This window comes from Acetivibrio straminisolvens JCM 21531, from assembly GCF_000521465.1.
In the GTDB taxonomy this organism is placed as follows: domain Bacteria; phylum Bacillota; class Clostridia; order Acetivibrionales; family Acetivibrionaceae; genus Hungateiclostridium; species Hungateiclostridium straminisolvens.
This window is the reverse complement of sequence record NZ_BAVR01000013.1, coordinates 1-13230: the sequence shown is the minus strand read 5'-3', so window position 1 is coordinate 13230 and position 13230 is coordinate 1. Positions and strand designations below refer to the sequence as shown.

Here is a 13230-nt window from a genome sequence, read left to right as displayed (position 1 = left end):
TTATTTTTAAGACGAAAAATATTATACTCAACAAAAAAGTTCTGCACTTATTTTTCATGCAGACTTTTTATATGTAAATAGCTCATAATAACCGGAGATTTTTATTTAAGATCTATACTGTCATCCTTTTTTTCTTCTTTCTTCTCATCCGCCTTCTCCTTTGACTTTGCATCATCCGCCTTGTAGAACTCATGAAGTTTGATTCCGTCGATCATAAGCTTATTATCCTTATTCTTCAACGTTACAGTATAATCATATTTATATACAACGTTATTGCCTATCATCCCATTCGCTTTTACAACCGCTGCATCAAAGGATACAAAATATATCTTATTCTTTTCGGTATAACCCGGATGCTGAGTTACTTTAATATTGTTGATGCTTTCTATTCTCTCCATATTAACCTGCAGCGGGAAGGACGCAATATTGAATTTCTGTGTGTAATTCGCATCGGTAAACAGTATTTCGCTGCCATTTACCTTGTTTAATTCCAGTTTATTCAAAAACTGAATAAATCCATCATATCCTTTATACCATTCTGCTCTCAAAAGAGCCATTCTTTCCTTGTCTAGCTTCAACAAATTATTGAAGAACTGCTCCAACAATGCCTTTTCATTATCAAATTGCTGTTTCTGTTCCGGAATACTCACATCAAGGTACGGTCTCTTCTCCATGAATTCATTGTTAAGTTTTGAAATTCTTTTTGAAAGGGGCGATTTAAAGTCTGCCTCCCTCTGAGTAAGCACCTTGTAGCCGTCTCCGTCTTTTACAACCTCAACATCATATTTGGCAGTCACTTTTATATAGTCATAATCTTCATTAGGAACTGTCTTCTCCACACCATTTTCTTTAATCTTTTCATAAGTATTATTTTCGGTATTTAATACATAATATTTGTTGAACAAACTGTTTGGCAATCCCTTAGCTTTAAGACCCACTTTTACATAATAAAGATAAGCATCGCCATTTTTGCCTATAAAAGTTGATTCAACAATAGGTTTATCGTTTGCATCTTTAAGTATTTCATAGTTTAATATTGACATCCCGTTAACTTCAACAATTCTTGGAATATGAATGCCTATCTCAGGATTCTTATTTCCCTCACTAACGGTCCGCTGCGCTATATAGCCGATAATACTTGCAGGAATTTCACCCGTTAGAAGACTATTTTTATAGCTCTCCACAGTCTGGCCAAACAAAGCGCCAAAGTACTCTGTCATAAACTCCTGAACCTTTTTATCTTCCTCAGCACTTGTATCTGGTGTCTCAATCTTAGGCGGCTCACTGTCAGTCGCCGGCGGCTTGTTAAACAACACCGAACATCCTGTGCTGAAAATTGTCGCTGCAATTAAAGTTGAAACTGTAAATATCTTTAATTTTTTATTCATAAGCTCCACCCCATAATTTATTAAAATATAGTATTTAAATAAATATCATGTTCTGAAAATTTTCTAAGGAGACTATTTCTAGCTGCCCTGTTTAAATAAGTATCTCCGCCTTTTTCAATAATTTCAGACTCGGTTGTAAGTCCCAAGTAAAAGTCAACCTTCACAATGCCAGGATCACTATATGTTGCTGGTACAATTTTAACACCAGCGTATTCCCCATGGTCAAGCTTAACCGCCTGCGAAGTGTTTCTATCAAGTCTTGTAAGTTTCGGTTGATACTCTCCTCCCGACCAGGTTCCACCGCCGCCGCTGATTATAGCTCCCCTTATGTCGCACCGCCGTGTAATATAACTGAACCTGCTGTGAGTATTATACCGTTAAATACACCATCTACAACCAGATCAATATTTGGGTTTTCGTTAAACACCAGATAATACTCTGTATCACTTTCGAAGTCTCCTCCAGCTCTGCTGTTTGCACATTCTTGATACAAATTAAAGCCTGCCAACAATGATAAATTGTATTCACCTGGTGAAAGACTTGGATCTACTTGAATATAATATCCATTGGTAGTATATACACTAAATCTGCTCTTGGCCTTTTCTATCAACTTGGAAATACCATGTTCCCCTGAAATATCCCATTCACTTCCGCTCGATGGATATTTCCTGTTTGCAAGCAATTGAGTATAATCTAAAAGATTATTTTTTATATTGTCCGGATCACCAAACACTCCTGCTCTATCCAACTTGGTGAAAATACTCTGTGTATAGTAATAATAAGTGCTTTCACTGATTTCTGGAACGTCATCCCAAATAGTTTCGTCGAACTTTAAACCAATTATATTTCCATAGTCATCCTTTTTGTAAATATTGTCAATTACAAATTCCGGACGCTTAACATAGTTGATTCCCTTTATTCCAACAGCATTATAGTCAGGGGCTAAAGGTACTGCATAATAACCCCAGTTTGCAGCCAATTCATATGACCATGCTCCAGATATTGCCGATGGAGTGGAAATTCCTGCCGGACGTTTTGTATCGCTCCGAACTGCTCTTATACTATTTATAAAATCGTTAATAACATAATCAGCCAATCCTCCACCTGTTTCAATATCATTATCACCATTTACCGGCTGTCTGCTAGGCCAAAGCTGGAACAAGTTGAAAGGACCGTTTAGATAGACACTTGATAAAGACGTAAGCTTATTTCTTAACTCTCTATGGTACTCATCCGGGTCATCTATATCCTTATCGCCCCACGAATACATCTTGTAAAACGGTATTCTTATACCGTTGGTATCTTCATACCAGAACACAGATGCATCTTCCAATAGTCCGGTGAATATACCATTGTCATCTACTCTGAAGGTTCCTCCCGGAATAATAACATCACCATTGACAGCTATAGTAGACCTTAGCGATGCTTCGGACAACAGATTATGCACTGGAGCACTGCTTATAATGGCACTCAAAGCATCGTGGTTTCTAGTCTCGAAATAGTGGGACAAACCAATAGCACTTCCATTTATGGCAATTATTGAATCTTCACCGTTCATTTCTATATCATCAAAGGTATATGCATTTCTAAATACAGATATTAGGTTGTGATTTCCAAATACCTGTAGACACTGGGCAATGGCATCACGATATATGTTTATCATACTTCCATCGTTAAAGTTGGGAGCTTCTGAAACACCTCTGTACGGCCCTGTTCTAATAAAGGCTCTTGAGTAGCATTTCCCTTAATGTCCATCCGAGCGCCGTGCATTGCCATTATTCCGCCGTAATAGAACTGTTCGGGCCAGAGAGTATCTTTTGGGAAAGTACCAAAAGCAGACACATCCCCTTTGATATCCGCCCTGAATCCACTAACATTCGACCTAATATTTCCAGAGCCGTCATAATTTCTTGTGCTTATGTACAAATCACCGGCTGTAGCTATAGCAAAGGCCAGCTTAAAGTCATTTTGAGGTACTTCAAATATAAATTCCTTCTCGGCATATATTGGCTGGCGAGTATTTCCATATGGACTACTAGGATTATCAAAAGATGCTTCTGCCTCGATACCGATTTTAACCTTTACCTTTTTCCCTCCGGACAGCAACTGCGGAGCACCTATCATATTCAATGACTTTAATTTAATCTCTGAATAATCATCTCCTGACAAACCCGCAACTGTTGAGGCTCTTGAAGTGACATCGATATACTCTATATCTTCTAATTTCCCTCTTAATTTCTCAATAATTTTATCAACATAATCATCAACATTGGTAGCAGTCACTTCTTGAGTAAAATCTGAACCAATATCTTCATTCTCCGATTCCTTTTGTATTACATTAAACCATTTTTCAATGGCAGATTGACCCGCAAAATATGTAAGCTTGATATTGCTTTGACGTTTAGATAATGTCAATCCCTGAATAGCTGAACTCAAAAAAATTACAGAAAGTGTCGTAAGAACTGCAGTAATAATTATTACTGTCATAAGTGCAGCTCCCTGCTCTTTTCTTAACAGTCTATACATTTATTTCAGCACCCCCGTTACAAAAAATAACATGTATATATAAACATAAAACTATGTTATTTACAACTTTATGGCGTACTAAAGTGTACCATTTACATTTGCCGCAATTTTAAAAGTATTTAATGATTCAATATCACCTTTAGAGTTTTTTGTTAAAATATTTACAATCACATGGTAAGTATACGGATAATTTGGATCATAGCAACTATTATGCTTATAGCTTACTGTATAAAAAAACTTTTCATTTACAGCACCCGAAGAATAAACTACAGCAAGATTTGGTGATTTCTTTTCCACATCAGGAGTAGATTTCGCATCAACAATAAACTGTCTCAACTTCCACTCTGTCTCTGTTGGTGTAGGTTCAAGAAGCACAAGAGGATAATTCTCCTGAAGCAAAGCTTCTGCTACCTGATCTTTAACTACCTCGCTGACAGCATTTAGCTCTGTCTGTCGTTCAATAAGTTTAGATACTCTTAAAGCGTTCATAAAGCCAATTGTTATCGGAACAATCAAAATACCCAGCAAAGCTATTGCCACAACAACCTCTATAAGGGTCATTCCTTTATTGTTATTTAATTTGATAAATTTTTTAATCATATCTATCACCTTATATGCCCTAACCCATTTTGATCTCTATTGACTAGACAATAGTAACCTTTTCAGTTGAACTGCTGCTGTAGATGCTGTTACCGTTTCTATCTGTTATTTTTGCTCTTCTGACCTTGTCATATAAATTAATATTTATTTTCTTATCGGTATTATTGATAATCTGAACATTCACACCTAAATCTTTATTTTCAACAGGATTCAAATTATAATTGAGTACAATATGCATCTCTACAGTATCCTTTGGCACATGCCCGGTCATATCATATGTATTACCTGCATTACCCACAACATTTATATCAACAGTATCACCATTAAATGTCATTATAACCTTTGGTGTAATCTTCGTTTTAAAATTTATCATTTTATTTGTTGTGTTATCATAAGTACAAAAATTTTGCCCCCCAGTGAGAAAGCTCTGCATATATATGCCTAAATCTCCTCCAAAGGCTTAGCATTTCCGGTCACCACTATATCCGATCTATCAACTAAAGAGCCGCCACTTGACGAGCCATCACCTCCATCTGCACTTACGGTTTCGCTTCCTTCCCCGGAATTAAGTGCTATTCCGGTATTTTCAAAAAAAACATTGTCTCCTTCATAATATCTTTGGAAATTCTGACGGCTGAAGTCATAAATCTTATCTATATTTCCCTGATTCAAGGAATACAGATTAACGGTTAAAGATAAATTCAACACTTCATTCTCATCAAAAACCGTTTTTACAGTAGTAATCTGTTCTTCCTGCCCATTTGCTTCAGTCTGAGGAGCTGTTGTATTTTGCGGAGTCTGTGATCTGTTTTCTTGTTTATCACTCAAAGGGGTCACTTCAAATTTTGATATCTTAACTTTTCTGGTACCCCCTTCGAGATAATCCACTAGATCCATAATTTCTCTATAAGTCATTGTCGCACTAAAATCAATTTGAATTTCATAATAACTCTGAGCATTCTTGTCATTCTTGTTATCCTTGGAATCCCCAACTTTTTTCTCTACCGGTCTTTTAATCTTTACATCGTACAAATTATTCTTAAACAGTTTGGCAAGCTTTTCAACGTATTCAAAACCGTCGGTTACATTGGAATCATTAAGTAAATATGCTTCAAGTCTCTCATTTTGAACGGTTTTCATCTGAAAGTTTCTTTTTAGCGTTTCTATGTTTGCCAAGTCATTGTCCAATTTTTGCTTTTTCTTTTGAGCAATCTCGATTTTACCATTAATATCTTCTATATCAAGGCTGAATTTGGGCCTCCAAATAAACTGATAATATATAACGCTGTATAGAACCAACAACAACACAATTAAAAGTGCTACTTTACCTTTACCGTTTCCCATTACTTTTCACCCTTTCTGCCTACAAGCACTGTAAGCTCAAATACGTTGCCTTCCTCAATCTTAACTTCACTATCTAAAGCTAGAAAACTAAGTCTTTGTATAGCAGATACAAATTCAGCAACCACTAAATTATCCTCAACTAACCCGGTTAGTTTCATTTTGTTGTTTTTGAATTCTATAGCAGTTAACTTGCAGCCTATTGGCGCTGCGTTGCTTACCGCAACTAATATATCATTTATTGGATAACTTGCATTATCGATTTGATTTAAAACAGCCTCTTTCTTTCCCAATACACCATTGATTGAATCCAAATCAGAATTTACCTTTTTTACCTCATTATATTTTTGACTCGCTATCTCTTTTTCAAGCTGGGCAAGCTCTCTCTCCAACATTTTTACGTGCAAAAACGGTGCCAAGAGAGAAGTTCCAACAACGACACCCACTAAAATCAACCCTATTACCAACTTTAGCGCACCAGAACCCGAACTCGGCCGTTCATAGCTCGTTGTAGACATTATGTCTTCAGGCAGTAAATTAATATCGCCCTTCATGATAATTACCCCCTTATGTATTTTAATAATCAATAATGCTTCTCAATTGATTTATATCTAACAGAATACTCTGTAATTATCTCACTCTGAACATTTCCAGCTTTGTTTACAATTCTGTCATTTCGTTTTGGCAAAATATGAAGGATCAATTGCTTAACGTCACCGTCTTCATAATATTCAAAATAACTTTTTGCAACATCAACATTATCAACAGCTTTAACAAATTCACCAGCTATACCATTATTAATAATTCTTAACTGAAGCGCATCATCCTCAAACTTCCATTCCTTCTTTTCATCCGGTTCACCCGGCAGATTCATGGTGAAACTAACACTACTAAGTTTTTCCTCACCTTTCGCAGCCACATCACCGGTCATCCACATTTCAACGGTTTTTGCATCCTGAACGTCATGCCTTACCTGTCGTATAACGTCCTGAATATCATGCTGCTGGTCAATAAAGTTACATCCCCGCGCAAAATTATTAAGCCCTCCAATAAATATAGTATAAATGATGGGGGCAGTTATACCCAGCATAGCTATCACAACCAACATCTCTACAAGCGTTGCACCCTTACAGTTATTTTTAAGCATAATCACTCACCCTGAAAAACATTCTATCGGTTATAAATCCTTTCCCGGCCGGCATACGCCGACCGGGATAAGTTAAAACACTATATGTAGCTTATATTATGTTCCTTACTCACCAGAAGACTCACCAGAAGACTCACCAGAAGCAACAGTTGGAGTATCTTCAACAGCTTCAACATCAGCTTTCAAAAGACGTGGATAATATGTTATTGAATATCCTTTATGTTTGTCATATTGCGGTGCAAAATTATCATAGCTAGCATCGCTGCCTTCCTTTGGTGTTAAATATGGTCCATATGATTTTTCAGTTGTACTACCTGTAGGAGTATATTTAATTTCTTTTTGTAACTCTGTAATAATAATTTTTGAATCTTTGGAAGAAAATGCTTTCAACTCAGAATCTCCAGAATCAACCATATAAGCTGTCAGAGCTTTTGCAATCTGATCTGCAGTTCTCTCATCAGCCCGTCTCTTACTATTACTCAATACACCGGCAAACATACTAAATGCTACAGCTGCCAGTACACCCATTATTGCAATAACTATAAGCAGCTCAACCAAGGAAAAACCTTTTTGATTCTTTAACATTTTTTTCATACAAAACCCTCCTATTTTTGTTTTATTTGGTTATTTATATTGTTTATACTTGCCTATATTTTATCTTATTCCCAAAAGAATTTAAATTAGCAGTATCCCCCCCCTAAACTTTTTTGGAATAAGATAAATGTATAAGCAAAAACTAAAAAGACATTTCGTTGTAAATACTGAACATCGGTGTTAATACGCTCATTACTATGAAACCGACAATTAAAGCTAACATAACTATAATTGTAGGCTCAATAAAACTTGTCAGCAATGCAAGAGAAGCCTCTACTTCTTCATCATAAAAATCTGCGGATTTATCAAGAGCAAAGTCAAGGTTACCGGACTCTTCCCCGATTCGTATCATTGAAATAACCATCGGTGGAAAATAGTTTAAAGATGCAAGAGGTGCTGTAAGACCTCTTCCTTTTTTATTTCCTCAATTACACTGTCAATCTTTTCTTTTATTACCTGATTTCCCAAAACCTTTTGAACTACTTCCATGGATTGAATTAACAGTACACCGCTGGACATCAACGTTCCTAATGTCCTTGTAAGCCTAGCTGTCATAATATTCTTTGTTACTCCCTTTATTACAGGCAGCTTAATTGCCAATGTTCCAAAAAATATCTTCCCTTCATAAGTACGTGAAAAGTATACTATTGATGCAGCAATTATAACCAAGGCTCCCAATATAATATACCAAAAGGATTTGAAGAAGCCACTTACCGCAATCAATATCTTTGTGTATACAGGCATCTCAACATTAAAATCGGTAAGAACTTTAACAAATGTCGGTACAACTGCAACCATCAATATCATTATAACAGCTATAGCTACAACTGATACTATAATCGGATATGTAAGGGCTCCTCTTATTTTTTGATTTAGTTTGTTTTCCTTTTCAAACTGAACAGCCATTCTCTTAAAAACCAAATCAAGCTGACCGCTTATTTCTCCTGCTTCAACCATGTTGATCAGCATCTCCGGAAAAATTTTCGAATGCTGCCTCATGGCATTAGAGAGCGCAATACCTTTTTGAATGTTATCATAAACATCATCAAGACACTCTCTCAAGGTACTGTTTGTGGTCTGCTCCCTTAAAACATCCAAGGAAGTGGCTATAGGTACACCTGCTTCCAACACTATAGCAAACTGCCTACAGAAAATAGCCAAATCTTTTGTCTTTACTTTTGGCTTAAACAAACTAATCTGGCTTATATCGTTTATTGCATTTTTCTCGACAATTTCCACCGGGATATATCCCTTGTCCAGAAGCAGCCGTCTAAGTTCTTCCTCGCTGTCCATCTTGGCTTCACCGGTAAACAATTTGCCGGCTTCATTTTTAACCTTATAGCTGTATAATGGCATTCCCTAAACCCCCAAAAAATATTGTCCGCAATTAACGCTATATTTTTATGATTTTTATAATAATTGATTACATTTATACGCTTTATGGAACCCTAGAATTTATTGACCTCGCATTATGATTATACTTTAACGTGGGATAAGAAGATATATTGATGAACAATTCAAAAACGAATTTCATAATTTTAAATATGTATAAATAGACGGTTCTTTTCAATTGATACAGAGAGCTTGTTTCCAAGCCATAAGTCAGATATGCCATCAATCTATCCAACCTCCCATATTAGAACACACCAATAAATAAAAACAAACAAAATATTCATTAACAATTTATATCTATTTCTTAATTTTTTACTTAATAATATTGTAATACATTTTTGAAGAAAATGCTAGTGTTTTTTTTAATTTGAAATTAATTTTCTCAAATTATCCATATCAACAGAGTATTGGCACGCACTTTCATAATCAATTTCTCCGGCTTTATACAGTTCTGCAAGGCAGCTGTCCATGGTATACATACCAAACTGCGAACCCGTCTGAATACAAGTATTTATCTGAGGTGTACGGCTTTCACGAATAAGGTTTGCTATAGCAGGTGTCCACACCATGGTCTCAGTAGCCAATACACGTCCTTTGCCATCGGCTCTTCTAATAAGCTGTTGGGATATAATACCCATAAGCACAGTGGAAAGCTGGGTCCTTACCTGCGCCTGCTGATGAGGCGGGAAGACGTCAATAATTCTGTCGATGGTTTTTGCAGAACCGACGGTATGCAAAGTAGACAGCACCAAATGACCTGTCTCAGCAGCCGTAAGTGCCGTTGAAATAGTTTCCTGGTCACGCATCTCTCCAATGAGTATAACATCAGGGTCTTCTCTTAGGACAGCCCTCAACGCGTTTGCATAAGATTTAGTATCGGCACCTATTTCCCTTTGATTTATAATACTTTTGTTGTGTCTATGTAAAAACTCTATCGGATCTTCAATCGTAACTATATGGCATCTCCTTTTACTGTTTATGTAGTTAATCATAGCTGCCAGTGTAGTGGATTTCCCATGACCTGTAGGTCCGGTTATCAGTATAAGTCCCCTCTGTTTCAAAGAAAGGTCATACACTAAGCCGGGAAGTCCAAGGTCTTCAATCACCGGAACCTCTGTAGGTATTGTTCTGAACGCAATCGCACAAGTACCTCTCTGTTTGAAAACATTAACCCTGAACCGCGCTACACCCGGAACTGAATAAGAAGCATCAACTTCACCGACTTCAAGAAAACGTTCATACGCTCTGCTGCTTAAACATTGCTTGGCAAGCTGCACACAATCGTGTGGGGTCAATATCGGTTCATTTAAATTATCAAGGTCGCCGTAAACTCTTATAACCGGCGGCACTCCCGCACAAATATGCAAGTCAGATGCACCTTTTTCGACCGTCTTTGTAAGTAAATCATTTACATCCATGTTACATCCCCTTTTCTAATCTTTGAAGTATGCAATACGCAGCATCTCATCTATTGTTGTGGTACCGTTCTTCACCAGTCTCGTACAGTTCATTCTTAATGTTTTCATACCCATCTTAATAGCAGCTTCTTTAATTATATCGGAACTAACATTCTTAGATATCAGTTCCTTTATTTCCCTATTGACCGTCAATATTTCATAAACTGCTATTCTTCCTTTATAACCGGTATTGTTACATTGATCGCAGCCTTTTGCACGATATATTGTAACCTCTTCATCTTCTTTTAAATCAAGAATGTCTCTTTCATTCATATCCGGCTGTATAGCTTCTTTACAATTCGGACACAATCTTCTCACAAGTCTTTGCGCAATCAAGCCAACCAAAGATGAAGACAACAGGAATGGCTCTATTCCCATATCAATCATTCTTGTAACAGAACTTGCAGCATCATTGGTGTGCAATGTACTGAAAACAAGATGTCCCGTAATAGCTGCACGGATTGCTATTTCAGCCGTCTCAGCGTCACGAATCTCTCCTACCATTATTATGTCAGGGTCCTGTCTTAAGAAGGACCTCAATGCCGAAGCAAAAGTCATACCTGCTTTTACATTTACCTGTACCTGGTTTATACCTTTTATAGTACTTTCAACAGGGTCCTCAACCGTAAGTATGTTAACGTTCGGTTTGCACAATTCCTTGAGCGCGGTATAAAGTGTTGTTGACTTACCGCTTCCGGTAGGTCCGGTAACTAGAACGATGCCGTGAGGACTTGATATTATCTGATCAAATTTTTCCAAATCATCTTCAAAGAATCCCAGATCCAGCTTTGAAACATTAAAGCCTTGCTTGTCTGCAATTCTTATAACAATCTTTTCCCCGAACATCGTAGGCAAAACGGAAACACGCATGTCATAATCCCTGTCGTCAATTTTTATTGCTATTCTTCCGTCCTGCGGTACCCTCTTTTCCGCAATGTTCAAACCACTGATAATTTTTATTCTGGCAACAATTGACGGAACAATCTTTCTATCATGCCTCATTATCTCTACCAATTGTCCATCTATTCTGAATCGAACCAAAACACAGTCTTCCTGCGGTTCTATATGAATATCACTTGCTCTTGTAGCTACAGCTTTCTGGAAAATAATATTAACCATCTTGACAATAGGAGCATTTTCAAGATCGCTAATATCAATTGTTGTATCTTCCTCTTGCGTTTGGGTTATTTCAACTGCAATTTTCTCTTGCACCTTTTGAATTTCTTCATCAAGGTCGGCAACCTTTTGCTCTATATCTTTCGCACTAAGCACCTTAAAGTCACTTTTGTAGTATTTATCCAATTGCAATAAAATCTGTTCCTCATCGGCAAGGCAAGGAATAATCTCCATACCGGTTGTAAGCCTTAAATCATCAATTGAAAAAATATTCATCGGGTCGCTCATTGCAACCTTTAAATTGCCGTCAATATTTTCAATAGGAATAACTTTGTGGGTTCTCGCTAAATTTGCAGATACTAAACTAATGACATCTTCACCGATTTCGATTCCCTCAATATCGACAAATTCGACTCCCATCTGCTTTTGAAGAAATTCGTAAAGAGACCTTCTATCAATATAGCCTTGTTTTACCAAGATTTTACCGATAAGTTCTCCGGTTTTACGCTGTATGCTGAGAGCATTATCCAACTGCTCCTGCGTGATAACTCCGGCGCGCACCAGAATGTTTCCTATTTTATCCTTAAAAATTCCGCTTTCGTTATAATTATCTTGTTCAAATGCCTTGTTAGTAATCACTTCAAGTTCCGGCTCAATCGACTCTACATCGCCTTTTATATTGTTATATATATCTTTTCCGAGAAGTTCTTCCTCCATTTTTAAGAGCTCTTCTTTTCTAACATCATCATTTTTTAGTACCTTTAACTTCGGTCCCTGCGGCTTTTTTTCTTCTCCGAAATATTCAATAATAAGTCTTTCAATTTCCTTGACATCCGCAAGAACAGGCTTTATTTCGAGGGCAGTTGCGAGTCGTATATCATCTATACAGAAAATATCTGTAGGGTCACTCATTGCAACTGTCAAAACGCCATTGTCTTTTTCTATAGGTATAACCTTATATCTGTTTGCTATATTTCGCGTAATTAATAAGGGAACACTGGAATCGGCAATTTGATAAGTTGAAAGGTCTACAAAGGATATACCCATCTTCACGGCATTTGCATGCATAATATCCTTCTGGGATACAAGACCAAGTTCTAATAGCACATCCTCAATATTCTTATTGCTTTCCCTTTGAATATCCCAGGCCTTTTTTAAGATCAATTATTTTTAAAACACCCATTTCCAAAAGTATTTCATCAATACCTCTTGTATCTACTCCTAGCATCTCGTACCCCCACATCTCATATATAATTATTTTAGAATATTTGAGTTCAAAAAATATTTAGTTGTGTATTCAAATTGTATAAATAAAGACTTAATTATAGTTTATACTAAATTCTATTCGTTGTGAAGTATAAATTATGAATATGTTATCTATTTTACGATAAAATGCTTTGTTCCGACATCTCTAGAACTAGTGTTTATTCAAAATTATTTTATCACTTTTCTTGCTAGTTCTCAAGTAGATTTTCAGTATATTTATTTATATCTTTCACTCATCTTTAAAGTCTCGAGCAACGAAAATTTGGTTGACTAAACTGTTTTCCGTAAATGTTGGCCGGTTATTGACTGCCCGTATTATGGTATTACTGTATCCTTTGCAAATACGAAACAGGTATTTTGTGAAATCCTAAGAAGTTTTGAATGAGTCGAATTAGCTTATTTG

The 13230-nt window shown here is 36.6% G+C and carries 12 protein-coding genes and 1 pseudogene; all 13 read right to left on the bottom strand.

The genetic code is table 11. The features are described 5' to 3' along the window. Positions 1 to 101: 101 nt before the first annotated feature. Positions 102 to 1388, bottom strand: a complete 1287-nt coding sequence (locus tag JCM21531_RS05160; RefSeq protein WP_038287974.1) for a hypothetical protein — start codon at positions 1386 to 1388, stop codon at positions 102 to 104. Between the two features lie 20 nt (positions 1389 to 1408). Continuing rightward, positions 1409 to 1552 (bottom strand): hypothetical protein, encoded by a 144-nt coding sequence (locus tag JCM21531_RS20715; RefSeq protein ID WP_243467255.1) that lies wholly within the window; start codon positions 1550 to 1552, stop codon positions 1409 to 1411. A gap of 161 nt (positions 1553 to 1713) precedes the next feature. After that, entirely contained in the window at positions 1714 to 3051 is a 1338-nt protein-coding gene (locus JCM21531_RS20710) for a hypothetical protein (RefSeq protein ID WP_243467254.1), read from the bottom strand. Beyond that, a complete protein-coding gene (locus JCM21531_RS20705; RefSeq protein WP_243467253.1) occupies positions 3048 to 3914 on the bottom strand; it encodes a nucleotidyl transferase AbiEii/AbiGii toxin family protein in 867 nt (288 codons plus the stop codon). The genes JCM21531_RS20710 and JCM21531_RS20705 overlap by 4 nt, the downstream gene beginning before the upstream one ends. Positions 3915 to 3992: 78 nt before the next feature. Continuing rightward, the gene (locus JCM21531_RS05150) at positions 3993 to 4514 is read right to left on the bottom strand and encodes a type II secretion system protein (protein ID WP_038287971.1); all 522 of its coding nucleotides are present in this window, start codon (positions 4512 to 4514) and stop codon (positions 3993 to 3995) included. A 43-nt stretch (positions 4515 to 4557) separates the two neighbouring features. Continuing rightward, positions 4558 to 4887 carry a hypothetical protein gene (locus JCM21531_RS20700; protein WP_243467252.1) on the bottom strand — a complete coding sequence of 110 codons (330 nt, stop codon included), beginning with the start codon at positions 4885 to 4887 and terminating at the stop codon, positions 4558 to 4560. Positions 4888 to 4955: 68 nt separating this feature from the next. Then, positions 4956 to 5858 carry a hypothetical protein gene (locus tag JCM21531_RS05145; RefSeq protein WP_243467251.1) on the bottom strand — a complete coding sequence of 301 codons (903 nt, stop codon included), beginning with the start codon at positions 5856 to 5858 and terminating at the stop codon, positions 4956 to 4958. Continuing rightward, positions 5858 to 6409 carry a PilN domain-containing protein gene (locus JCM21531_RS05140; protein ID WP_038287969.1) on the bottom strand — a complete coding sequence of 184 codons (552 nt, stop codon included), beginning with the start codon at positions 6407 to 6409 and terminating at the stop codon, positions 5858 to 5860. The genes JCM21531_RS05145 and JCM21531_RS05140 overlap by 1 nt, the downstream gene beginning before the upstream one ends. 29 nt (positions 6410 to 6438) lie before the next feature. Further along, positions 6439 to 7002: a PulJ/GspJ family protein gene (locus JCM21531_RS05135; RefSeq protein ID WP_038287967.1), complete on the bottom strand. Its 564-nt coding sequence runs from the start codon at positions 7000 to 7002 to the stop codon at positions 6439 to 6441. 105 nt (positions 7003 to 7107) lie between these two features. Beyond that, positions 7108 to 7596 carry a type II secretion system protein gene (locus tag JCM21531_RS05130; RefSeq protein ID WP_038287964.1) on the bottom strand — a complete coding sequence of 163 codons (489 nt, stop codon included), beginning with the start codon at positions 7594 to 7596 and terminating at the stop codon, positions 7108 to 7110. Between the two features lie 142 nt (positions 7597 to 7738). Beyond that, positions 7739 to 8952, bottom strand: a pseudogene (locus tag JCM21531_RS05125) (type II secretion system F family protein). 398 nt (positions 8953 to 9350) lie between these two features. Further along, positions 9351 to 10406 carry a type IV pilus twitching motility protein PilT gene (locus tag JCM21531_RS05120; protein ID WP_038287961.1) on the bottom strand — a complete coding sequence of 352 codons (1056 nt, stop codon included), beginning with the start codon at positions 10404 to 10406 and terminating at the stop codon, positions 9351 to 9353. Positions 10407 to 10421: 15 nt separating this feature from the next. Next, entirely contained in the window at positions 10422 to 12725 is a 2304-nt protein-coding gene (locus JCM21531_RS05115) for a type II/IV secretion system protein (RefSeq protein ID WP_500784527.1), read from the bottom strand. Between the last annotated feature and the right edge of the window lie 505 nt (positions 12726 to 13230).